Genomic DNA, 23,691 nt, shown 5'->3' on the forward strand with positions numbered 1-23,691 from the left:
CAAAGAAACGGGCCAACGGAGAGGGAAACATCAGAAAAAGAAAAGACGGGAGGGTAAGGTAGAATAAGTTTCGCAAAAATAAAGAGACATGGTTTGGAGCCCTCTGGTAGAATGAAGTCGCGACACACCATTCTGAAGGGAGACAGCAAACCATGTCCGAAAAGATTGTACAGCTGAACGAGGAAGTAATCAAGGGGCAAATCAAAGAACTGGTTCGGGGCAGTGTAGAGGAAACACTCAACGAACTGTTGGAGGCCGAGGCGGAGAAACTGACCCAGGCAGCCCGGTACGAGCGCAACGAACAGCGCCAGGGCTACCGGAGCGGCCACTACAGCCGCAACCTCACCACCACTTCCGGGGACGTTACCCTGAAGGTGCCCAAGCTCAAGGGGATCTCCTTTGAGACCGCTATCATTGAGCGGTATCGCCGTCGGGAGAGCAGTGTGGAAGAAGCCCTCATTGAGATGTACCTGGCAGGTGTATCCGTCCGGCGTGTGGAGGACATCACAGAAGCGCTTTGGGGCAGTAAAGTATCTCCATCCACCATCAGTGAGCTGAACAAGAAAGCGTATGTCCACATTGAGGACTGGCGGAACCGCCCTCTGCAAGGTGGACGCTATCCGTATGTCTATGTGGATGGGATCTACCTGCGCCGTAACTGGGGTGGAGAGTTTGAGAATGTAGCAATTTTGGCGGCGATCGCGGTGAATGAGGACGGATACCGTGAGGTTTTGGGGGCCGCCGAGGGCATGAAGGAGGACAAGGCCAGCTGGGTCAGCTTCTTCCAGTGGCTGCGTGGCCGCGGCCTGGATGGGGTCAAGCTGGTGGTTGGAGACAAGTGCCTTGGTATGCTGGAGGCTGTGGGAGAAGTATTCCCCGAAGCCAAGTACCAGCGCTGTACCGTCCACTTTTACCGCAATGTGTTCTCGGTCACACCTCGTTCCAAAGTAAAGCTGGTGGCAAAGATGCTCAAGGCGATCCACGCCCAGGAAAGCAAAAGAGCGGCCCGGGAGAAAGCCAAAGCCGTGGTGGAGCAACTGCGCTCTATGAAGCTGAAAGAGGCGGCCAGGAAGGTGGAGGACGGCATTGAGGAAACGCTGACTTACTGCGATTTCCCCGGTGAACATTGGACTCGCATCCGTACCAATAATGTCATTGAACGGCTGAACCGGGAGATCCGCCGCCGCACTCGGGTGGTAGGCAGTTTCCCGGACGGCAACTCCGCCCTCATGCTGGTCTGTGCCCGGCTGCGCCATGTGGCCGGCACCCAGTGGGGCAACAAGAAGTACATGAACATGAAGCACCTGGAGGCTGCCCTTGAGGACGCCTCCATTGCTGGCTGACTTCTCTCATGCCAGGCCCTGCAAACCATTTTGCGAAAATTCCTTGACACTACCCTTGGGTACCTTGAGGGTAACGTCCCCGGAAGTGGTGGTAAGGTTGCGGCTGTAGTGGCCGCTGCGATAACCCTGCCGCTGATCATTGCGCTCGTACCGGGCCGCCTGGGTCAGTTTCTCCGCCTCGGCCTCCAACAGTTCGTTGAGTGTTTCCTCTACACTGCCCCGAACCAGTTCTTTGATTTGCCCCTTGATTACTTCCTCGTTCAGCTGTACAATCTTTTCGGACATGGTTTGCTGTCTCCCTTCAGAATGGTGTGTCGCGACTTCATTCTACCAGAGGGCTGCAAACCATGTCTCTTTATTTTTGCGAAACTTATTCTACCTTACCACTGGGGGCCTCCGTCCACTTAAGGACAATAGTCTGAACACAGTGAAAAAGGACGCGGGCGAAATCGTCTGCGTCCTTTCTATACAGCGTGCTTATTTGGCCGCCACCTTTCCGCCAATCATGCCGGAGCACAGGGACTTGGCATCAAATGCCCATGGTCTGGAAAATGCCATCCGTGGTGATCTGGGTGGTGCCATTGATGATGCTTGTAGCAATTTGGCGCTAAGAATTACAAAATATCAGGCAAAAATAATACGCTATGCTACATCTGGGTACCGAGTATACACATACTCGTAGATTTTCCGCCGGTAACCCGAAATACTGATCTCATCATAACACTCCGGAAGTTCTGCCCACAGGGTATCCCGAATCAAGTTGTCCACAGCAGCTTTCGTTTCCTGCTTATCAGTCCAGTGATCCAGCTCTGCGATTTTAGCCTTCACCTTGGCCAGCAGGTCAACCGCCACATGCTTGATTTTCTGAATATCCTGTTTGGACAGATTTTCAGAGAAGAGCAGATCGTACAGAGATAGCTCCTCATCGCTGGAGAAGCCCTCCCGGACATACCGCTGCTCCTCCTGATCCATGCTGTTGGCCAGGTCCATCAGGTCCATGAACGTTTTCTCAATGGTGGCCCGGTTCTGTTCGCTGTTGTAGTCGTCGATAATTTGCTGATATCGCTCATAGTAGTTGATTCTCTGTGGATTTGCAAACATCAGTTCGTTAAGACGCTGTTGAACCAAGTCGTCCAGATCCTTCAGAATCAGATTTTTCCGCTTTGCCTTTGCAAATTCCCGGCGGAGCAGGTCAAAGTCGATCTTGCTGATGTCAAACTGACGGGAAGGAGTCAGTTCTTTGCCGGGAGCATCCACCTGCACATACTCACTGATGATGCCGTTGATCTCCACCATCAGGTCCACATTGCTGGCATGCTTGCGCTTTTTCTGGAGCTGATGGAAGATAGCAACGATGGCCTCGTACTCTTTTCGGACATCCGCCGAAACATCGTCCCGGTCGGCGTACTTCATCATCCGAATCAATTCGTTGGCGTAAGTCTGGAACTGTTTACGCTCCTCCAGGGTTCCACTGGCCGCGTTTGCCCCATCCTCCAGCCGGGCTATCTTCTCAAAATCCTTTGCAGCGATCAACGTCTGTAAGTCAAAATCGTGGCGCAGAAGAAATTCCTTGGCAGCAGCGATGGTATCCAGGATACGGACAATCAGCGCCTCCTTATCTATGGTGGGGTCACTCTCGCCCTGGCCGCCCACATTGGCTGTGTAGTCTGCCAGCGCTTTCCGCAGTGCTTTTACGATCCCAATGTAGTCTACAATCAGGCCGTTGCTCTTTCCCTCCGCCACGCGGTTGGCTCGGGCGATGGTCTGCATCAGGGTGTGGGCTTTTAATGGCTTGTCCAGGTACAGGCAGGACAGACACTTTACATCAAAGCCGGTGAGCCACATGGCGCACACGAACACCACCCGCAGGGGATTGTCCGGGTCCTTGAATTCCTTGTCCAGTTCCCGGTTCTCCATTTTCTCACGGTGGTATTTGATATCCAGCCCCCATTTCTGGAACGTCTGGATCTCGTTTTGTTCCTGGCTGACCACCACGGCCATTTCCGTCTCCTTCATCCAGGCAATTTTCCGGTCCAGTTCCTGAGCCTCCTGCTGGGTGGCGTGCCTGCGCTGAGATTCCAGGCGGGTGATCTCCTGGGCCCAGTATTTTTGTGCCAGATTGTACATCCGGACACAGGTGACCTTGTTCAGGCAGACGAACATGGCCTTGCCGCTGGTCCACAGGTCGGAGTAATGACCTACAAAATCCTTTGCAATAGACTCCAGGCGCTGCTGGGCAGTCAGCAAATGGATCTCCTTGGCAAATTCCCGCTCCAGCTTTTCCTGCTGATCCACATCCAGATCGGCCCGCTCGATGGCGTCCAGAATTCGGTCGGTGATCTCCGGGTTGTGCAGATCCGCGATCTTATCACCCCGGTTCTCATAGTACAGAGGAACCGTAGCGCCATCCTCTACCGCCCGCTTGAAGTCATACACCGATATGTATCCACCGAAGGTGCGCTCGGTGATGTTGTCGTTGGACAGCAGAGGCGTCCCGGTAAAGCCAATCCGTGAGGCGGTAGGCAGTAGCGCCGTCATATTGTCGGCAAAGATGCCGTACTGGCTGCGGTGGGCCTCGTCAGACATGATGAGGATATCGTGATCGGGATAGATTGGTTCTGGGTTTGCCTTGTTGAATTTTTGAATGAGGGTGAAAATGAAGCTGGGATTGCCCTTCAATTTCTGTACCAGATCCTCGCCGCTGGTGGCGATAAACTGGCTGGCTTTGGTCTTGCCCAGCAGACCGCAGTTTTCAAAAGTGTCACTGATCTGCTTGTTTAGCTCATCCCGGTCAGTGAGGATGACAATGGTAGGCGAGCCTGCGAACTTCCGTCGGATCTTCTGTGCCAGGAATACCATGGAATAGCTCTTTCCGCTGCCCTGGGTGTGCCAGAAGACACCCAGCTTGCCGTTGTTTAGTTTCCGAGCCTCGTAGGCCTTAACCGCCTCGTTGACACCCAGATACTGATGATTGCGGGCCAGGATCTTGGCGGTGCGTCCGCCGGAGTGGTCAAAGAGGGTGAAGTTCTCCAGCAAATCCAGGAAGTTTTCCTTTTTGCAGATACCCCGCAGCATGGTCTCCAGGGCCACGCTGCCCGTCTCCTGTTCGCTGAGACGCTTCCACTCATGGAAAAACTCGTACTTGCTGCCCAGTGTGCCCACCTTAGCCTCCAGGCCGTTGGAGAGGATGAGAAAGGCGTTGTAGTAGAACAAGTGGGGGATGGTGTCCAGGTAGTCGGTGTAGTTGTCCGTATAGGCATTCTGGACATCCACCGTATTCTTCTTCAGCTCCACAAACAGCAGAGGAATCCCGTTGATGAATCCCACGATATCTGTGCGGCGGCGGTACAGGTCGCCGTGGATTTTCAGCTCCTTGATGGCCAGGAAGTGGTTGTTGTCCGGGTCCTGGAAGTCGATGATCCGGGCCCGCTTCTCCTCAGTTTTGCCGTCGGGGCGCTTGACGGTGACAGGGATGCCGTCCCGGATGAGGGCGTACTTCTCCTCATTGATCTGCATCAGGGAGGCGGTGGACAGGCGGGACTCCATCTTCTTCTGTGCCTCGTCTGTCTGGGCGGAGGTGAGCCACGGGTTCAGGCGCTTTAACGCCTGCCGAAAATACCGGGTGAGCAGGATCTCCTTATAGCTCATCCGGCCGAAGGTGCCGTCCCTGCCCAGCTTCTCCGTGTTATAGGCATAGGCCACCTCCCAGCCCAGCTCCCGCTCCAGCAGGTGTCCGGCCGATTCCTGGACGAGAATGTTTTCGGAGTAGTCGTAGCTCATAAAATCACCTACTTATTACTCAATTTTAAGTAGCAATGGCAATATTGTTTTCCCTAAGTCATAACTTTTATCAGCAAGCCACGCCAAAATGGGTTTGATTTTTTCCCATTTAGACTTTTTACTGCTGTCAGAGTTAATAACTTGTTCGATTACATCAATACGTTCTAATACTTCCTGAGTTTGTTCATCCGTAAGAGACGACATATCCTCTATCTGCTTTCGGGCTTCCTCGAAAGAAATTGAAATATTGACCGTATTACTGACGGTAACATTTACATCCGGGGTTTTCATAAAGCCTGACGGACGACTTGCGGTATTCCATCCGTAAATAAATGCCTCCAATTTCGGCTTCATTGCAGATAAGTTGTTTCTAATGGAATCAAGATCGAGGAACTCATACGAAAAACCATATTCCGCATTATATCCATACATACTTTTGCCCCAATCAGCAATGCCGTGTTGGTATTTTCCGTCTAAATATTTATGTAGGGCTTTCATTTCATTGAAGTCGGATTTTTGAAGCGTTTCCTCTATTTTCAGAATATCCCGGCGGATTTCTCGTTCTCTCTTATAGCTATTTGACGCCTCAATTTCTGCTTTGGTGGGTGATTTTATCGTAGGCAAAGTCATACTATACCTCCACTTCTCCGCTCATCAGTTTGGGTAACAGGCGGTCGCGGGCTTGTTGTAAATACTGGTTTTCTTTACTCAAAATAAGTATTTTTTGAAAAATTGGATGGCAAAGTTCAAAAAAGTGATTGCCCAAATAACTTTCCGGATATAAAATTCTAATATTTTCAAATTTTGTTTTATTGACATTAGTCATTGTTGCTCCGTTACTACCAACGCCATCCAATAAGGACTTTATGCGTTTCATAGCAAAGTAGAAAAAATATAACTCTTTTTCATCCTTTAATATGACAGAGTTTATCTGCTGATTCGTTTGGCATAGATCACATGTGATATTAACGAGACCGACCGTGGCAATGCAAGAAACCATTACGGAATGTGGAGGAAGAAATTTGTTTTTCTGTGTATTAGCTCCTTGTTTAGATAAATACTTCTCTGTTGATAAAGGGAAAATCGTATTATGCATATCAGGGATTGTAACGAATGGAATGTTTCCGCCATAGTACTCGGGTTTGCTGGTAGACGGAGTTTTTCCTGTAATTACTTTCCCAAAGTCGCTAACTGCTCGAATGTCCCACCCCTCCGGCACGCCGTCCGTGATTTTAGTGTGCTCATAGCCGGGAAAGCGCAGGTCCACGAACCACTCTTTATACAACCGCTGGGCCGCCTCCTCCAGCAGTTTGATCTGCTTTCGGTTATTCTCAATCAGGTCGTCGTAGGCGGAGAGAATGTCGGCGATGCGGCGCTGAATTTCAATTTTAGGAAAAGAAATATCTATTGAGGTAAAGACATCATTATTGACTCTTTGCCTTCCAGAGGCACCGACCATAGATTTTATCATTTTCTCTCGAATATAGTTAGTCTGCATCAAATAATATAAATATCTGCTATCAACAGTTTGGTCCTTAGGCCTCAATACAATAAACTCAGTTGAACCAAATCCTTCACCAATATTGTGGCAGTAGAAGCCTTTTCCATTTTGAAGGCATGGCGTTATCCGCGCGATAATTGTATCACCATCTGCAAACCGGCTTCCCGATGAATACACCTTAGTGTCGACATTCTCCGGCTCACGCTGATAGCTTCCGACATTGGCCATCTCAATAAACGGATAGGCAATCCCTTTCTTTAACGGAACGGGAGGATTTAATGTTATTTTATCTAAAAAATTCACAACCCCATTTCCTCCCAGTTCTTCGAGATGGTCTCCATCAGCCGGTCGGACTCCGCCTGGAGTTCCAGCAGTTCCTTGTGGATTTCGGTCATACGTTCATGGAAGTCCACCCCGTCGTCCTCCGCCGGGGCCACCCCCACATAGGCGCCGGGGGTGAGGGAGAAGCCCTTCTGCTCGATCTCCTCCAGGGTGGCCGCTTTACACAGGCCGGGAATATCGGCGTACACCCCGTCCCCAAATTTCTCCGTAAGCCAGAGAGCCTCTTTCGCCACGGTCAGCTTCTGCTCCAGGGCCTGGATGGTGTCCTGATATTCCGCCTCGATCCGCTTCTTGTCCTTGCGGGCCGCCTGAGCCACAGCTTCTCTTGCCTCTGCCCGGGCGCTTTGCAGGTCGGCCTCCAGCTGCTGCGCCCGCTCCGGGAAGGACAGCTGATCTCCCAGCTCCTGACGGTACTCAGAGAGCAACTCCTGGTACTTGTCCACCTCGCCCCGGTACAGCCACACGATGGCGTTCAGGTTTTTCAGCTGCCACTCGTTCCACTCGTTGAGGGTGCGGTCCACCACGGTGTAGTAATTTCGGGCGTCGATGAACAGCACCTTGTCCCGCAGTTCTTCCTTCTTCCCCTTGTCAAAAAACCACAGAGAGCAGGGCAAACTCTTGGTGTAGAAGAAGTTGTTGCCCGCCGAGATCATCACATCCACATGGCCGGTGCGTACCAGCTTTTCCCGGATGTCCTTGTCCTTCCCCTGGCTGTCGGTGGCTGAGGAGGCCATGACAAACCCGGCCCTGCCGTCCTCGTTTAAGTAGGAGTAGAAATAGGAGATCCACAGATAGTTGGCGTTGCTGACCTCCTTATTCTTGTTGACGGTGGGCATCCCAAAGGGCAGCCGCCCGGCGTTCTGGGCCGACTCCGCCTTCACCTTGTCCACGTTGAAGGGGGGGTTGGCCATCACATAATCGCAGCAGCCGTCCAGATTGTGGGCGTCGTGGTAAAAGGTATTGGCCTCGTCCCCGGACTTGATGACCCCGGACAGGCCGTGGACCGCCAGGTTCATCAGGCACAGCTGAGCGTTGTACTCCACCTTCTCCTGGCCGTAAAAGGTCATGGTGTTGTTGGCCAGCATCCCGGCATGCTCCACAAAGTCGCCGGTCTGGACGAACATCCCGCCGCTGCCGCAGGCCGGGTCCAGAAGGATGCCCTCCCTGGGTTCCAGAATATTGACGATCATCTTTACCAGGGACTTGGGGGTGAAGAATACCCCGTCGTCCTGGGCGATGTTCTTGGCAAACTTGTTGAGAAAATACTCATAGATGCGCCCGATCACGTCGCCCCCCACATCGTCCAGGGCGCTGTTGTTGAAGATCCGCAGCAGTTCGGCCAACAGCTCGTCGGAGAACATGGTGTAATCCTTGGGCAGCACGCCGGAAAGCTGCTCGCTCTGCTCCTCTACCAGCTCCATAGCGTTGTTGACCACTTCCCCCAGGCTGTTCATGACCTGGCCGTTCCGGTTAGTCAGCCCAGCGGCGGCGATGTTCTCTGGCAGGTCCACCAGATAGGCGTATTGGGCCTCCCGGGGCAGAAACAGGGCGCTGCGGGAGACAAAGTCGCTCTCCTCCACCGGCAGCACCTGGCCGTTTCGCACCGGGCGGTCCTTTAGGATTTCTGCCTCCACCAGTTTGAAGCGGCTGTATGCATAACGGAGAAAAATCAGCCCCAGAACGGGCATACAGTATTGGTTGGATGTCAGCTTGGAACCGGCCCGCAGCAGGTCGGCGGACTCCCACAGTTCCGATTCCAGCTTGCGAATGTTGATCATGTCAATTTCTCCCGGAGTGTAGTTTTTAGAATAGTGTATCATTTTTTCTGGGATTTTGGAATATAGTTCCCAGCAGAAATGACCCATAGTTCGCCTTTTCATTGTCAACACCATCGCAAAACACTGCAAAAAAGCACGCATGCGTTTTTCCTGTTGAGCAAAATGCACACATGCATTCAAATATGGGCACATGGATGAGTGCAAAGAAAAGCTATCTTTGCATTTCTACCAAGATAGTAAATTTAATAAAATCTAAATAAATTAAAATAAACCTAACTCCCTGTTTGAAAAAGCTAAAAATGTCGAACAGATTTGATTGACATTTTTGAAGATGTAAGTTAAGCTTGGAGCAAGAGAGGAGGTGTCCTTATGCTGACGGAAGAACTGTTAGACCTCGTGCGGCATACGACCCGGCAAAAGGCGGAGACGCAGACGCTGGAGGTCAAAGCCGCTCATGTGGATTGTCCGAGACGCCTGTATGACACACTGTCCAGCTTTTCAAACCAGGACAGTGGAGGAATTTTGCTGTTTGGACTGGACGAGACACAGGATTTTCAGGTAGTGGGTGTCTATGACCTTCAGGACTTGCAGAAAAAAGTGGCGGAGCAGTGCAATCAGATGGACCCGCCTGTGCGTGCGGTCTTTACGGTAGCTGAGGTAGATGGACTCCCAGTCTGCTCTGCAGAAATTCCCTCCATTGATCTGGCGGAGCGGCCATGCTATTACAAGGGCGCTGGTCGGATGAAGGGCTCTTATATCCGGGTAGGCGACGCGGATCTTCCCATGACGGATTACGAACTATACAGTTATGAGGCGTTTAGGAAGCATTTGCACGACGATGAAAGGCCGATTGAGCGGGCTTCTCTGGACACCTTAAATCAGGACGCTGTGCAGCGCTATCTGCTGGATCGGCGCATGGAACGGCCAGGCTTTGGAAAGCTAAGCGAAGAGCAGCAGTACGAGATGCTGAACATTACACGAAATGGCGCGCCAACCCTTGCGGCCGTCCTGAACTTCGGGATTTACCCACAGGGATACCTGCCCCAGCTTGCCATTACCGCCGTCGTGGTTCCGGGAAAAGAAATCGGTGACACTGCAGAAGAGGATTCTGCCCGGTTTCTGGACAATAAACGGATCGAGGGAACGATTGCTGAAATGACAGAGGAAGCACTCTCGTTCTGCAAGCGGAACATGAAGACTCGCACGGTGATCGATCCGCAGACGGGGAAACGTACCGATCAGACGGAGTATCCCATCCGGGCACTCCGGGAGGCGATCCTCAATGCGCTGATCCACCGGGATTACAGCATTTATACCGAGGGTACGCCTGTCCAGATCAATTTCTTTTCTGACCGACTGGAGATCCACAGCCCCGGTAGCCTCTATGGCAGGATGACGGTGGACCAGCTGGGCCATGCCCGTCCGGATCTTCGGAATCCTGCGCTGGCGGTGATGGCGGAGATCCTGACAGACGCGGAGAACCGATACTCGGGCATTCCCACCATTCGGCGGGAGATGGCGGCCTATGGCCTACCGGCCCCGGTATTTGAGAACCGTCGGAATGAGTTTGTGGTGACGCTCTACAATCACGCCCAGGAAGAGAGACAGGCAGATCCCGCGGAGGAGCAGCCTTCGGCGGGACATGATCTTCTCTCCTTCTGCCGTGTTCCGCGCAGCCGCAAAGAGATCGCTCAATTCTTAGGCATCAAGACATCCTACTATGTAACCCGTCACTACATCCGGCCGCTGGTGGAAGTCGGGAAACTCAAAATGACGATCCCGGATTGCCCCGGGAGCCCCAAGCAGAAATATTATGCCGGATAGTGGATGAAAGGGCCTAGAGTAAGGGAACTCTCAAGGAACTCTAAACCTACTATCAACCTTGAGACAAATAAAAATCTCGGAAAAGTGATAGGAAGCCTACAATAAACAAGAAAATCTCAATTATTACTGAGCGACTTGAAAATCTACTCTCAACTTTTGGGGGAGAGGTATCAAATAAGGGCCAAGGAAGCGCTGGGAATCAGCAAATCCTTGGTCCTTATTTGACCGCACCATATGGAAATCAAACAACAATCAGTTGTTAAATTGGAATGAAAGAATCTTCCCTTGTCAATGCTGTCGCAGAAACTGGGTAAAAGGTATTGCTACCTGTTTGATGACAGCACCAGAGCATTCTCATGGTGGTATATCAACGAACAATTTAAGGCGTTGGATGTTTTGGGACTAACGTTGAACTAATTTGGTACTTCTTTGCGGTTTACACGGCATCATTTAACGATAGCAGGGAGTTTGGTACAAACTTGCATGAAACTTACAACGAAAGGTTTGTCGCCAGAGGACGGCGACATGGCAGCTTTAGGAACAGGATTCTCGTCTTTTTATCTTTGTTAACACCCTCTCAAAAGCAGCTCTGTGAAAGCATGTAGAAAAGCGGGACAGTGAGCTTTTGCGGCAGGAAAGGAAGACCGCAATTTGACCACATTTGTGCAAACCGTCGGATCGCTAAACCTACTGCCCCAACGGTTTGACCACACAACCCGCCACAGAGGGCCGCGGAACAGGCGGAAACCTTGTGCTCAAAGAGTGACGGAAAGGAAGCGGATTGGAGCGGATATGGCCATAAAGCACGAAAAATAGTTAGAAAAAATCTCCGGGGTCGCTTGGTAAGGATGAGGTCGGCGGTTCGAATCCGCCCAGCAGCTCCAACAAATACCTGAAATCTTCGGATTTCAGGTGTTTTTTTGTTGCGAATGTGGACTTTTTCGTGTGGGTCAAAATGTGGGGCAGCGGGTTGACCCACACCGTGACCCACACGCGGAAAGGAAATAACGGACACAAGAGTGCCGGACGGGAAGATTTGCCTTCCCGTCCGGCATTTTTCTCTCTGTCTTACATGACCTGTTCCATGAAGCTGCCCATGGTCTGGGTTGCCTCATCCTGCTTTTGCCTTGTTGCGTGGGTGTAGGTGCGGAGGGTGAAACCGGCGTCAAAGTGCCCTAGCATGGAGGACACTGTTTTCACGTCCACGCCATTCTGGAGAGCTGTGGTGGCGAAGGTGTGCCGGAGATCGTGGAATCTGAGATGTTCCAATCCGGCGTCCTTCAGGATCTTTTTGTGGAGGTTTACCACGCTGTCCGGGTGATACATCTCTCCGGCTAATGGAGAGGGGAACATGTATGGATTATCCGGATGGTGGTCATGCTCCTGGAGCAGCAGGTCCACCGCTGCCTGTGGGATAGACACCAGACGTACTGAGTTTTCGGTTTTGGGCCTTGTGAGCTCCAGACTTCCATCCGGGTTTCGGACATACTGTCTGCTTACCGAGATAGTTTTGCTTTGGACATCCAGGTCGTCCCACCGCAGGGCCACCAGTTCTCCCTTCCGCAATCCGCTGACCAGTTCCAGATAAAACATAGAGAGCAGATCTCGCCGCTGTGCGGCTTCCAAAATAGCCCCCCATCTGCTCTGGAGATAAGACTTTCATGTCCAGTTTTCGGGGCTTTGGGACGATGCAGTTCTCGCAGGGGTTTCGGGGAATGAGCCGTTCTTTTACTGCCCGGTCCAGAGCGGCGTGGAGCATCAGGTGGACGCTGCGGACCGTGGTGGTGCTGAGCCCTTTGCTCTGGTTCTTTCCAACATGGATTCTACCGTTTTCTAATAACTCCTTGTAGAGCTTCTGCAGATGCCGGGTGGTCATCTTCTTCAATTTGATATTCCCGATGCGGGGGACGGTGTAGGTATCGATGATGAGCTGGTAGCGGTTGGCGGTGGCTGTGCGGACGTTGGGCTTGGCATAGAGTTCATACCACATTTTCAGCCAGGTGGCTACTGTGTGTTCATCGGCTTCTCTGCTGACGTCCAGCCCCTGACACTCCGCCATGGCTGTTTTCGGTTTTTCCCGAACCTCCGCCTGCGTCTTACCCAACACATTTTTGTTGATGCGTTTGCCGGTCTTTGGATCGTACCCGGCAGTGTATCGTCCCTCCCAGCGGCCGTTCTTGCGTTTGCGGATGTTCCCCTCGCCGTTGGCTCGTTTCTTTGACATATCGATCGCCTCCTATCAGCAACACAACATACTGCAACTTCTATAAAATAGCCACGCTATTTGATCGGAGTTATCAAAGACTTTACAATTTCCTTTTTTCAAAAGTTGAACTGCACCCAAAATATTGGACAACTACGACTGACTCAAGCAGCGCCAAGGGTTTTACATCTATGAACGGCTGGAGGCAGACCGCCCGGGCTCAATTTGATTCTTCGGTTGTTGTAGTATTCAAGATAGGAGACCAGTTCTGTTTTAAACTGCTCTATGGATGCAAACTTTTGCAGATAAAGCAGCTCCGATTTGAGGAGCCCAAAGAAATTTTCCACGACAGCATTATCCAGGCAATTCCCCTTTCGGCTCATGCTTTGCCGAATGTCCTTGCCTTTCAGCATGTCCCGATACTTTCTATGCTGGTAATGCCAGCCTTGGTCCGAGTGAAGAATCAGATTTGTCCCATCCGGAATTTTATGAAACGCTTTCTCCAGCATGGAGGTCACCATCTTTAGGTCCGGACGATCTGAAATCGTGTAGCTTACAATGTCCCGGCTTACAGATCAAGCAGGATGGATAAGTAGAGTTTTTGCCCGAAAAGATGAAATTCTGTGACGTCTGTTACCATTTTTTCGTTTGGCTGTTCTGCCTCAAAGTTTCTCTCCAACAGATTTGGCGCAATTTGTCCCATCTCGCCCTTGTAAGAACGATATTTCTTCATCCGAACTCGGCACACCAACCCAAGCTCCTTCATCAGTCTGGAGACTACCTTGTGATTACAATGAATCTTCCTGTTTTCCAGCTCCGCTGTGATTCGCCTGTAACCGTATCTGCCCCGGTGTTCTTTAAAAATTGCTTGGATTTCTCTTTTTACGGATGCGCACTTGTTCCCCTTCTTCATCCGCTTTATCTCATCATAAAATGTGGGCCTTGACAGGTGAGCAACGGACAGCAGCATCTTCAAAGGGATTTCTGGCCTCAGTTCTTGAATCACCCGCGCTTTTTGCGCTGGCGCTGCTCGTCTTCCAAAACCGAGGCCCGCAATTTTTTAGGTATCGATTTTCTGCCTCTAATCGCTGTACTTGAGCCAGCAACTCTTTCTCACGGTCCTGGCTTACCCGTTTCAGAGGACGGCCCGATCCGCTGTGCCCTCGTCGTTCAACAGAGAAACCTTCCGGCCCTTCCGCCAAGTAAATCCACTCCCATATCTGAAGCAGTGTATGAGACTCAATCCCAAACCGCCGGCCTGCTTCACTGTGGTTCAGGCCTTCCGCCCGCATGATTTCGATTACCTTTACTTTGAATTCCGCACTGTATCTTCGATTTGGCGTAAGCGTCAAAGCTGGGGGCGGATTAAAAAGTTGAAGAGGATATGAGATACTAATTCTCGAGAAGTCTAAAGACTTCTCGAGAATTCTCATTTTAGAAGGTGGCGGGGAAGATGGGCGCGTGTGAATTGAAACGGCAGGCAAAGCTGGAACAATGGAAGACACAGGTCATAGACTGCCGCAGCAGCGGCATGAGCGTAAGGGGATGGTGTGCGGAACACAATATTTCGGCAAAGACGTACTACCGCCGGGAAAAGGAAATCCTTTCATCGGCAGCCACAGAACTTGTGCCCGCAGTTTCAGCACCGCAGCCACCGGCAGCCTTTGTAGAGCTCTCGCCGTTGCCTGAGCGGCAGACAGCGGGACCGCATCAAGGGCCTCTATTGGGAGCGGGATGGATTTATCCTGTTGTATAAGCGGTTGGAACAGGGTGCATACCAATGGCCGCGAACGGAAAACGAGGTACGGCAATTGACGCCGCAGCAATACCGCTGGCTGATGGAGGGGCTGAAGGTGGAGCAGCTAAAGGCCCACCGTCCGGTGGACGGCCTGCGTATCATTTAGGCGGTAGAATAGCTGAAAACCCTGGAAATACTGGACTTTCCAGTTCAAATATAGTATAATTTACCCATGAAAAATGAAAGAAATCATGGGACAAGCACCCCGGAGATGGTAACCATTTCACGGGCGGAATATGCGTCTCTGAAAGCGGAAAGAGACGAGCTGAACCAGAAATTGGACTGGCTTCTGGAGCAAGTGCGCCTGAACAGGAAGAAACTCTACGGAGTGTCCTCGGAGCGGCTGGAAGAAGAACTGATAGGCCCCAGTTGAGCCTCATGTTTGACGAGACGGAAGCCTGGTTGTCCAGGCGGAGAGCCAAAGAGACGGAGGTGGCCGCCCATACCCGGCGTTCTTCCAGGCCGGAGGAGGTCCTGCCGGACAATGTACCGGTTGAGGTGGTGGAACACCGGATTCCAGAGAAGGAACCAGACTGCCCTGTGTGCGGCACAGCCAAGATGGAGATTGGAAGGGACGTCCGGCGCACATTGGTGATGATCCCGGCCCAGGTGATGATCCGGGAAAACATTTATTTCACCTACGCCTGCCCCAAATGCAAGGAGGAAGGGACAGAGACGCCGATCCGCAAGGCGGAAAGGCTCCCTGCCCTGACTCCCGGCAGCTATGCCTCGGCGGAGGCGGTCGCCCATATCATGGTGCAGAAATTTGTGATGTACGCACCGTTGTACCGGCAGGAACAGGAGTGGAACCGGGCAGGCGTGCAGTTGAGCCGGCAGACCATGAGCAACTGGGTGCTGCGGGTGGCGGAGGACTGGCTGAAACCGGTATATGAGGAACTGCACAGGCGGCTCCTCCAACGACAGGTGCTCCACGCGGATGAAACCACGCTGCAGGTGCTGAAACTGGAGGGCCGGGCAGCCCGGAGCAAGTGCTATATGTGGCTGTACCGCACCAGTGGGGACGCGAAGTCCCCCGTTGTGCTGTATGAGTACCGGCCTACCCGGAAGGCGGAGAACGCGGCTGCCTTTCTGGAGAGTTTCTCCGGGTGGCTCCATGCAGATGGCTACTCCGGTTACCACCGGTTGCCTAAAAACATCCGGGTGGTTGGTTGCTGGGCGTACCTGCGGCGAAAATTCGATGAGGCGGTGGATGCCCTGCCGAAGGACCAACGCGCAGGTTGTGCGGCACCGGAGGGGCTGGATAATGCCTCTTCGGGATTGAGCAGGAATTGGCAGGGCTGCCGCCGGAAGAACGGTGTGAACAGCGTCTGGCCCGGTCCAAGCCGGTGATGGACGCTTTATTGACATGGGCTGAAACGAAGAGCGCCGCTGTGCCGAAGTCCGCGCTGGGCAAGGCACTGTACTATCTGCGGGAACAGTGGCCATACCTGATCCGGTTTCTGGGGGATGGGCAGCTGGAGATCTTCAATAACCGTGCGGAACGCAGTGTGAAACCCTTTGTAATGAGCCGGAAGAACTAGCTGTTTGCAAATACGGAAGGCGGGGCTCAGAGCAGTGCAATTGTTTATAGCATGATTGAGACTGCCAAGGAGAATCCTCTCTCCCCATACCAGTATCTGACCTGGCTTCTGAGAGATGCTCCGAAACTCGCGGCAGAGGAAAAGAATTTGGCAGAGAAATTATTGCCGGAGAACGCCCCGCAAAGCAGTTGGGATATCCCTGTGAAAATATGACTGTACGCTAAAGAGTCTGCTGATACGCAGGCTCTTTTTCCTTTTAGGTTTCTGAATTTTCTGGTGTCTCTTTTTGTCTCAAAACGGCGAATTTGCGAACTACAGATTTAACGTCAAATTTTTTACCGGAGGTATTTTCTATGGAGGACACACAAGACCTGATTTTTGAAATTGAAGGAAACGTCGGTTCGGTAGGTAGCAGCGATCTGCTGGGTGTTGTCTCTCTGGTCATGACCGGTGGGACAGAAGCCTTGCATCTGGGTAAGACATCGGATTCTTTCGAGCAACAGACTGGAAAGAAAGCAAAAACTGTATCCAGGTCCTTAGCACGTACAACAACTAACATTTGGGAGACTGGAAACAAAAAGATCCTGCGGCAAGTCTATAGCAACCATCTTCCGGTTGAACGTCCTACACCCAAAAATTTCATTATACGGCTTGCGGAATATTTAAAGCGCCAGACCATACGTAAGCAAGACACCCCTTTGAATGGTCTTGAGCGTAATGAAACTATCCCCAAAGAACCAAATGTTCACCAAATGTTCTTTACAAATATTTTTTCCACGAGATACATCCATCCCGCACTTCCTCCTATGGCATTCTAGTACAAGGTCATTTTCCAGATGGCTGGGCCACAATTTCTGTGGTTTCTCCCCCTATCCCACGGCAAAAACGCTGTGGCCTTGCTCGTTAAAAAAGATTCTCGTCTCCAACTTCCCCCTGAGCACCTTTTGGATGTGGTACATGATTTTCTTTCGCAAGAAGTGATCCTCTCTTAATCCTGCGAATCCTATTCAGCAAAAAGGCGGCCATGCGGCCGCCCTTTTGTTGATGCTTCCCGCTGTTTTACGCTTACGATTTGGCACTCCTTTTGGCATATTTACCCCCCTTTTTTTATTTTATCACTTTTGTCTATCTCTGGGGGTGCAGTTCAATGGTATCACATTTTGATACCATCCTCCGGTCCTATCAATATCCTGTCATACCTCCCATGCCGCCTTGTGTTAGCTCGAGATCTTCATGGTCACCCGGCTTGTGGCCCATGACGATCTTCTTCGCCCTGATCTTTCGGAGCAGCTTTCGGTCCACACCATGTCCCGCCGGTGCGGCAGGCGGCACGGAGTTGTCCTGGAATATCTGCCCCAGGTGGTGAAGCAGCTTGGTGGCGGCCAGAAGCATATGAGGACTGTGTGTCATTGAAGTGCGCCAGGAAGAACTGGGCGTACTTGTTTCCCTGTTCCGCCATCGCAGAGAACCAGTCCCAGGATTGATCCGGGTCCCGCGGAACCTCCCGTCCGTCGAGATACAGCCTGCCCAGAGCATACTGGGCGAACTGGTTGCCCTGTTCGGCGGAGGCGGTGAGGTGGTCCACCGCCCCGGGTACATCCTTTGAGACCGCTTTTCCTTCGAAGTACAGCTTTCCCAGCCAGCAGTCGGCGTAGGAATTGTCCTGTGCCGCCGCTTTTTCATACCGAGACACCGCCTCATCCATTCGCTTTTGACTTTGCAGCAGTTTACCAAGGGCGTACTGGGAGAAGTCATGACCAGCTTCAGCGGCACGGCGGAACCACAGCTCCGCCTGTTCGTCATCCGGAAGCACGCCCATGCTGTCCCGCCAGCACTTGTTCAGCAGATGAGCCGCTACGGTGAAGCCGGCATTCCAGAGCTGCTCCAGCATCCGCACCTGTACTGCTTTTTCTTTCTCTGTATTTTCATACTCTGACAGGATTTCCTTGGCAGCCTGGTATGCCTAAGACATCTGCCGGCGGGAGTTCCAGATGTTGTACACCGCCTCCTGATCCTCATCCACTTCGTCTTTCATGGTCGTATCTTCGAAGGTAAAGGCACCTAAGCGCAATTCCTCTGCTTCCCGGATGACCATATTCTTGATGGCTTTGAACTCCTTTTGCTGTGAGAATGGTTTGTGCTCTCTCGGCGCGTCCTTGTAGTAGCGCTCTAGTTCATCCCGAAGTTCGTTCCATTGTCCATAGCACTCCGCCACCTCTGGGAGCCTGGCCAGTTCATCCACGATGGGCGTCTGCTTGGGCTTTTACCGGCTTTCTCAGGTAGCCGTAGACTTTCTTGCCCTTGTAGTTTTCCAGCATTCCGGCCAGCGTTTCCATTTGCGTTTCGATGACCGGACTGTGGCACAGACCTGTTTCCATCCTCCGAATGAGCCGCCCCATGGCCTCTATCGCGGTGTCCCGCACCTGCTGATAGGATAGATCTTTTTGCTGGTAGAGGGACAGCATCTCGTCATGGAAGATCTCATTGGACAGCTTCGAACGCATCTGCTCGATGCCTTTTTCCGTGAGATAGCCTTGCTTGGGGGCTGACGATTAGGCCATCATGTGGATGTGCGGATGGTGCTTTTCGTCATGAAAGGCGGCCCGCCAGCGGAAATTTTGCGGAGAGATTTTCATGGCCTGGGCCAGTTCTGTCTGATGAGCCAACAACAGCTTCCGCCAGCTCTCCGCGGAGTCATACCCCAGCCGGACGGCATCCTCCCGCTTCAGGGAGTAGATGAGGGTCCACACCGGGCCGGTATGCCCATTGATCTCATCCGTAGTTTTCTCCAGGTCGGCGGGACTATCGGCGGAGAACAGTCCGTGGGACCGGGGGGGCGCTCCGCTATATACTCCAGGTAGCCGCCGGGCTTCAACTCCTCCGCACCCTCCCGGGTGGCGATGTATTCAGCGTAGTGTCCGCCGCCGCTTCCCGACTTGATATAGCCCGACTTCTGAATCAGTCCCTCCATTCCTACACCCCTTTCTGGTAGGCGAGGGCGTCATCCATGTCGATCTCACCGTTGGTTTCTCTGACCTCCTTCACGCACCGGACCCGTGTCTTACGCAGTGTGTCCAGAGCCACGTCCATCCCGGCGGCCACCAGATTTCCCATGAGGGCCTCCTCCACCGCCAGCTTGAACAGCAGGTGTCCCATCCGTTTGCCCAGGGCCCCCAGCTTGCCCTCCAGCACATCGGCCAGAACCCGGGGCAGGTAATCGCCGGCCCGCTCCGAATTCAGGTAGCCGGAGTAGAACTGAATCGCCTTTTCGATATACTCATTTTTGGTGGAGCAGTTGTCTTTCTGGTAGTGGGACTCCACCTGATCCCACACGGCATCGTCCATCCAGACGGTGTGCCGGTGTCTGTTTTCACCCATTGTCAAATACCTCCCAAATCCGTGATAGCGTCAGCGAATGTCCCGCAATGGCGGGGATATTCGTCTGCTTCTCTGGAAACAGCGTCAATCGTAGTTTGGGCGTTCCGGAAAAGCGTCAGCCCATGTCCCCGAAAACCACCCGCACTGCGGGCGGAAGTGACTGCCTGGGCGCCATAAAAGCGCCAGGGCTTTCTCCTGTTTTTTCGTCCTCCGCAGAGCCTCAAAATCGGCCCAAATCCGTCCAAAATCCCCGGGAGGAGCTGGGATCTTACTGGGGCCCAAACCGCTCTACAAAGGGCTTTGCTGGGCTCACGGGCTTTCCCTTGCTATCCTTTGTTTTGCTGATACACTTCCTCCACAACATCTCCTGTGGTGGATTTCCTGCTTGCACGATGCCCTGCGGTGGAAAGCGCAGGCAGCGGCAGGATGTAGTAGTGGTTGTTGCTCTGCCGCCAACTTCCGTCGCGGCGCATCAGCTTGTTGGTTGCCGCCTTGCGGATGAATCCGCGATCCACTAATTGCCTGACTGCGTCCCTCGCAACGTTTTCCGAACAGCTGCAGTGCGATGGTCTTGATGCTGGGCCAGCAAAGTTCTTTCTGCCCGGCGCAGCAGACCAGATAGCTGTATACCGCCAGCGGGATCGGTTTCAGGTCATAGCAGAAGATGGCATTGCTTATTTGATAGAATCGTTCACCGAGAATCGGCATAGAGTACCTCCGTGTTCTTTTCGAAATTCAGAGAACAAAATCTTGCGTTCCGGAAGCCTCTCTGTTAGACTGTCTGCAGATGGAATCTGCGTTTTTCGGAACGCGGCGTGCCGGCGGACTGTTGCAGCAGTTTCGGCGGCTTTCCTTTTGCTGCGGACCTTGTACGCTGATCACACGCACCTCCTTTACAAAAATTCGTGGGCCGCACGCCGTACCGGTTCCTACTCTGCGGCCTTGTTTGTCACGCACGGCGTTTCCTTTCGCCTTAGTGGGCGCGCCTGTTGCTTGACAGCAGAGTTCTGGCGGCACTCTTTCCGGCAAGTATCGGCTTTGGTGGTGGGTATGCAGTTATCGAGGTACAATCGCGGCCAGATAGAATTCTTGATTTTTCTAACTGTCTAATCCAGACTTGGTTTTAAAGGCATTATTCTATTGCTCGCCTAACCCGGGCGTAACAAACCACACTCTTTGCGTCAAGACCAATTAATGAACAGTTTGTAAATTAGTCTGGGGTGGGGCACATTGCTTTGATGAGGTACACATTCAAAACCTATATCGCCCATGAGCAGGAGCACTATCTTTACAGCGAGTAGACACTTGGCGAAGCGGTCACGTTTTCTGAGACAGTCCCGTTCCCGGAAAGCTTGATGTCGCTGCTCTATATGGACCTGGACCCCATAGACGCCATTATTCAAAAGTTGAATGACGAGTTCTGGAAACTGGCAGCAACGAAAGAAGAGCAACATCACCAGAACGCGCTTGCGCTGCTGGATGACTTGGCTTCGCGCCACATCTATTTTCAGCAGTTTCGGCTGGATATGAATTGCCGTCTTACCCATGCCAAGCTATTCAATAGCTATACAGAGGACGTGCTGCCCCGGGCGTATCTGTATCATCTGCCGGAGAAGCTTCGGCAGATGCAAGCTCAGATCCTGGAGCTGATCCAACATGTATTGGATACGGATCAGGAGTCCGAGGAAACGGTACCGCAGAAAATGGTCTCCTACTACAAGGCAGCAGGAGACCGTGCCTTTCGGTTCTGTGTGCAGCCGGTTGGCTTTGAGCTCATCGACGATGAAGTGTTTGCATAGGTTTTGGAGCCGGAGGTGGTCTATGACCTCATTGACTACCACCTCCGGGAGTGCATCAAGCGGGAAGTGAAGATGCGGGTGTGCAAAAACTGCGGGAGATACTTTGCCCTGACGGGCCGTACCAACACCGAATATTGTAGCCGGCCTTTTGACGAGAAAGGCCGCACCTGCCGGGAAGTGGGCGCCATTGCCCTGTGGACGAAACGGAAGAGCAGGGATGCCTTGTTTCAGGACTATCGCAGAGAATACAAGAATCGCTTTGCTCGCATGAAGGCGGGAAAGCTGGAGCCGGAGGAGCTCTACGCGTGGGACGAACGTGCCAGAGAGAAAAAAGCGGAGTGCGAAGCGGGGAGGCTGTCCCCGGAAGACTACGCTGCCTGGCTGCGGGAATCATGATAAAGAAGGAAAAATTAAGCGGCGCAGACTGTATGCAGTCTACGCCGTTTAGTTTTAGGTATGAACCAATTTTTTTACAGAAGATGGGGTATAAACGCACTTCAAGTCAAGGCATACGGCCCGACGTGGAAATGCTCGGAGCCGATACAGCCATAGAAGCCAAAAGCATTCATGACGGAGTTTTGCAGAATTTTTACGATTCCATTTTTTGTGCTTCCCCTTGCCCTTCCTTTTGTTGGAGAAGTTTTCCTTGTCACGATTCGTTGTGTTAAATACTTTTTGCTCGTTATGAGGATGTTGCTCCATGAAGACAATTCTTTTCTCCTGAAAAACATGAAATGTGAGATATAAAGGCAAGCACTTTACAGAGAACCCCGCATTTGATAAAATAGCAATAAATATATCATGGAAATTTTGCGGAATTGGGCATTTTTGCCATATTATAATGATTTGTCGGTAGAACCGATGCAGCTGCGAGTATATAAAAGGAGATACGCCGTGATTGATAGCAATGCCTTGATTGAAATGATGGAATCCTCTTTTGATGGTGTTTGGATTACCGATGGAGAAGGCAAAGTGCTCTTTGCAAATTCAGCCAATGCCTCGCTCCTGGGGGTCAGCAAAGCGGAACTGGAGGGCAGAACGACGCAACAGCTTCTGGATGAAAAGATTTTTTCCAATTCTGTCATTCTGGAGGTTATCCGGCAAAAAAAGCAGATTTCAAAAATCAGCTACAATTATCACACGCGGCTGACGGTTCTGGCTACGGCCACACCCATTTTCGATGATGTCGGAAATGTCAAATATGTATTTAACAATGTCCGGGATATCACAGCCCTCAATGAACTCCAGAACAGTCTGAAGAGCAAGGATACGATTATCCAGCAGCAGTCCCGCCAACTGGAGAGCATGCGGATCCGCCTGGGTGAGGGGACCATTATTGCAAACAGCAAGGCGTTCAACGAAGTTATTACATTGGCACAGCGGGTGGCCGCATTTGATGGAGCCACCGTACTGATTCTGGGTGAATCCGGAACGGGAAAGGAAATTATTTCTGAACTGATTGTAAACAACAGCCCCCGGAAAGACTGGCCGTATCTGCAGGTAAACTGTGGGGCCATTCCAGAAAATCTCATAGAGTCTGAGCTGTTTGGCTATGAGAAGGGGGCATTTACCGGGGCGGACAACAAGGGACACAAGGGCCTGTTTGAGGCCGCCAACGGAGGGACGGTCTTTTTGGACGAGATCGGCGATCTGCCCCTGCATATGCAGGTAAAGCTTCTGCGTGTCTTACAGCAAAAAAAAGTGACCCGTGTGGGCGGGACAGAACCCATTGCCTTGGATGTAAGAGTGATTGCGGCGACAAATCGCAATCTGGAACAGATGGTCAGAGAGGGAACGTTCCGGGAGGATCTATATTACCGACTGAATGTGGTTTCAATTTTCATTCCGCCGCTGCGGGAGCGCCGGGAGGATATCATTCCGCTGATTAACCATTTCCTCATGGTGGAAAACCAGAAATACCACACCAATAAATCTATCTATTCAGACACGATCGATGCGTTTGAAGGATATTGCTGGCCGGGAAATGTCCGGGAGTTGGAAAATCTGCTGGAAAATTTGGTGATTACCACTCCGGGCGACATTATTCGGCGGGAGAACTTGCCACTGAAGCTTCGGCGGCCTCAGCAAGTATCTGCGGAGGAAGAAGAGGAAACGGTTTCATTGAAAAGCGTAGTAGAACGGGCGGAATATGCGGCAATTGAACGCGCCATCGAAAAATACGGATCCATTCGCAAGGCCGCTGCAGCGCTGGATGTCAATCCGTCCACTATTACCCGGAAAATGCAGCTTTATAAGGACATGTCTTCCAGAAAACAAAATAAGTAAATGGTTCGAAAGAGAGATGACGGGGAGAGGGAAACCTTTCTCCGTCATCTCGTATGCAAAATAGCAACGCTGATGCAATTTTGCGCACATGAAGAGTGCGGTTGTCTGTAATATGCAT

Annotated in this window: 23 protein-coding genes and 3 pseudogenes; 11 read left to right on the forward strand and 15 right to left on the reverse strand. The window is 51.9% G+C overall.

All coding sequences use genetic code 11. From position 1 onward, the window contains the following. Positions 1-152: 152 nt before the first annotated feature. Positions 153-1,343, forward strand: a complete 1,191-nt coding sequence (locus OCV80_RS14255; protein WP_267288509.1) for an IS256 family transposase — start codon at positions 153-155, stop codon at positions 1,341-1,343. Between the two features lie 54 nt (positions 1,344-1,397). Here OCV80_RS14255 and OCV80_RS14260 read toward each other — a convergent pair. The 5 genes and pseudogenes from OCV80_RS14260 to OCV80_RS14280 form a co-directional block, all read right to left on the reverse strand. Next, positions 1,398-1,628 (reverse strand): annotated as a pseudogene (locus OCV80_RS14260) (transposase); the annotation flags it as partial. Positions 1,629-1,985: 357 nt separating this feature from the next. Continuing rightward, a complete protein-coding gene (locus OCV80_RS14265) occupies positions 1,986-5,123 on the reverse strand; it encodes a type I restriction endonuclease subunit R (protein ID WP_267288511.1) in 3,138 nt (1,045 codons plus the stop codon). A gap of 15 nt (positions 5,124-5,138) precedes the next feature. Then, on the reverse strand, positions 5,139-5,753 hold the full coding sequence (locus tag OCV80_RS14270; protein ID WP_267288512.1) for a hypothetical protein: 615 nt from the start codon (positions 5,751-5,753) through the stop codon (positions 5,139-5,141). A 1-nt stretch (position 5,754) separates the two neighbouring features. Then, entirely contained in the window at positions 5,755-6,927 is a 1,173-nt protein-coding gene (locus OCV80_RS14275; protein WP_256265067.1) for a restriction endonuclease subunit S, read from the reverse strand. Then, complete coding sequence (locus OCV80_RS14280) at positions 6,924-8,744, reverse strand: class I SAM-dependent DNA methyltransferase (RefSeq protein ID WP_267288513.1); 1,821 nt, start codon at positions 8,742-8,744, stop codon at positions 6,924-6,926. Before OCV80_RS14280 ends, OCV80_RS14275 begins: the two co-directional genes overlap by 4 nt. Positions 8,745-9,113: 369 nt before the next feature. Between OCV80_RS14280 and OCV80_RS14285 the strand changes: the two genes are divergently transcribed. Next, a complete protein-coding gene (locus OCV80_RS14285) occupies positions 9,114-10,568 on the forward strand; it encodes an ATP-binding protein (protein ID WP_267288514.1) in 1,455 nt (484 codons plus the stop codon). Positions 10,569-11,636: 1,068 nt separating this feature from the next. On the opposite strand, the pseudogene OCV80_RS16695 reads toward OCV80_RS14285, so the two are convergent. The 4 genes and pseudogenes from OCV80_RS16695 to OCV80_RS14310 all read right to left on the reverse strand — a co-directional run bounded on the left by OCV80_RS16695 (position 11,637) and on the right by OCV80_RS14310 (position 14,204). After that, a pseudogene (locus tag OCV80_RS16695) lies at positions 11,637-12,792 on the reverse strand (tyrosine-type recombinase/integrase). A 143-nt stretch (positions 12,793-12,935) separates the two neighbouring features. Then, on the reverse strand, positions 12,936-13,292 hold the full coding sequence (locus OCV80_RS14300; RefSeq protein WP_249390868.1) for an IS3 family transposase: 357 nt from the start codon (positions 13,290-13,292) through the stop codon (positions 12,936-12,938). A gap of 50 nt (positions 13,293-13,342) precedes the next feature. Beyond that, positions 13,343-13,741 (reverse strand): annotated as a pseudogene (locus OCV80_RS14305) (IS3 family transposase); the annotation flags it as partial. Further along, complete coding sequence (locus OCV80_RS14310) at positions 13,698-14,204, reverse strand: transposase (protein ID WP_317258894.1); 507 nt, start codon at positions 14,202-14,204, stop codon at positions 13,698-13,700. The pseudogene OCV80_RS14305 and the gene OCV80_RS14310, both read right to left, overlap by 44 nt. A 20-nt stretch (positions 14,205-14,224) precedes the next feature. Here OCV80_RS14310 and tnpA point away from each other — a divergent pair, with 20 nt between their 5' ends. The 6 genes from tnpA (at position 14,225) to OCV80_RS14335 (ending at position 16,928) form a co-directional block, all read left to right on the forward strand. Further along, positions 14,225-14,527 carry an IS66 family insertion sequence element accessory protein TnpA gene (gene tnpA / locus OCV80_RS16640; protein ID WP_394802918.1) on the forward strand — a complete coding sequence of 101 codons (303 nt, stop codon included), beginning with the start codon at positions 14,225-14,227 and terminating at the stop codon, positions 14,525-14,527. After that, a complete protein-coding gene (gene tnpB / locus OCV80_RS14315; RefSeq protein ID WP_119311746.1) occupies positions 14,457-14,675 on the forward strand; it encodes an IS66 family insertion sequence element accessory protein TnpB in 219 nt (72 codons plus the stop codon). Before tnpA ends, tnpB begins: the two co-directional genes overlap by 71 nt. A gap of 296 nt (positions 14,676-14,971) precedes the next feature. Beyond that, positions 14,972-15,919, forward strand: coding sequence for an IS66 family transposase (gene tnpC / locus OCV80_RS14320; RefSeq protein ID WP_267288515.1), 948 nt, complete (start codon positions 14,972-14,974; stop codon positions 15,917-15,919). Next, on the forward strand, positions 15,859-16,110 hold the full coding sequence (locus OCV80_RS14325; RefSeq protein ID WP_256264667.1) for an IS66 family transposase: 252 nt from the start codon (positions 15,859-15,861) through the stop codon (positions 16,108-16,110). Before tnpC ends, OCV80_RS14325 begins: the two co-directional genes overlap by 61 nt. A 51-nt stretch (positions 16,111-16,161) precedes the next feature. Further along, entirely contained in the window at positions 16,162-16,323 is a 162-nt protein-coding gene (locus OCV80_RS14330; RefSeq protein ID WP_021751533.1) for a transposase domain-containing protein, read from the forward strand. 140 nt (positions 16,324-16,463) lie between these two features. Further along, positions 16,464-16,928: a sporulation initiation factor Spo0A C-terminal domain-containing protein gene (locus OCV80_RS14335; RefSeq protein WP_119311745.1), complete on the forward strand. Its 465-nt coding sequence runs from the start codon at positions 16,464-16,466 to the stop codon at positions 16,926-16,928. 419 nt (positions 16,929-17,347) lie between these two features. Here OCV80_RS14335 and OCV80_RS14340 read toward each other — a convergent pair whose 3' ends face one another. From OCV80_RS14340 to OCV80_RS14365, 6 genes are all read right to left on the reverse strand, one after another. After that, positions 17,348-18,001, reverse strand: coding sequence for a tetratricopeptide repeat protein (locus OCV80_RS14340; RefSeq protein ID WP_249390866.1), 654 nt, complete (start codon positions 17,999-18,001; stop codon positions 17,348-17,350). Positions 18,002-18,073: 72 nt separating this feature from the next. After that, on the reverse strand, positions 18,074-18,352 hold the full coding sequence (locus OCV80_RS14345) for a relaxase MobL (protein ID WP_249390865.1): 279 nt from the start codon (positions 18,350-18,352) through the stop codon (positions 18,074-18,076). Continuing rightward, a complete protein-coding gene (locus OCV80_RS14350; RefSeq protein ID WP_249390864.1) occupies positions 18,345-18,614 on the reverse strand; it encodes a hypothetical protein in 270 nt (89 codons plus the stop codon). Before OCV80_RS14350 ends, OCV80_RS14345 begins: the two co-directional genes overlap by 8 nt. A gap of 48 nt (positions 18,615-18,662) precedes the next feature. Next, positions 18,663-19,016 (reverse strand): relaxase MobL, encoded by a 354-nt coding sequence (mobL, locus tag OCV80_RS16465; protein WP_317258895.1) that lies wholly within the window; start codon positions 19,014-19,016, stop codon positions 18,663-18,665. Positions 19,017-19,083: 67 nt separating this feature from the next. Next, positions 19,084-19,488, reverse strand: coding sequence for a hypothetical protein (locus tag OCV80_RS14360; RefSeq protein WP_119311744.1), 405 nt, complete (start codon positions 19,486-19,488; stop codon positions 19,084-19,086). Positions 19,489-19,797: 309 nt separating this feature from the next. After that, the gene (locus OCV80_RS14365) at positions 19,798-20,196 is read right to left on the reverse strand and encodes a hypothetical protein (RefSeq protein WP_136891234.1); all 399 of its coding nucleotides are present in this window, start codon (positions 20,194-20,196) and stop codon (positions 19,798-19,800) included. 647 nt (positions 20,197-20,843) lie between these two features. Between OCV80_RS14365 and OCV80_RS14370 the strand changes: the two genes are divergently transcribed. The 3 genes from OCV80_RS14370 to OCV80_RS14380 all read left to right on the forward strand — a co-directional run bounded on the left by OCV80_RS14370 (position 20,844) and on the right by OCV80_RS14380 (position 23,573). Then, entirely contained in the window at positions 20,844-21,287 is a 444-nt protein-coding gene (locus OCV80_RS14370) for a hypothetical protein (protein ID WP_119311743.1), read from the forward strand. Positions 21,288-21,302: 15 nt separating this feature from the next. Beyond that, on the forward strand, positions 21,303-21,683 hold the full coding sequence (locus OCV80_RS14375) for a DUF6076 domain-containing protein (protein ID WP_136891233.1): 381 nt from the start codon (positions 21,303-21,305) through the stop codon (positions 21,681-21,683). A gap of 498 nt (positions 21,684-22,181) precedes the next feature. Then, positions 22,182-23,573, forward strand: a complete 1,392-nt coding sequence (locus OCV80_RS14380) for a sigma-54 interaction domain-containing protein (protein WP_160117452.1) — start codon at positions 22,182-22,184, stop codon at positions 23,571-23,573. The last annotated feature ends 118 nt before the right edge of the window (positions 23,574-23,691 follow it).

This window comes from Oscillibacter acetigenes (assembly GCF_025567605.1).
Lineage (GTDB): Bacteria > Bacillota > Clostridia > Oscillospirales > Oscillospiraceae > Oscillibacter > Oscillibacter welbionis.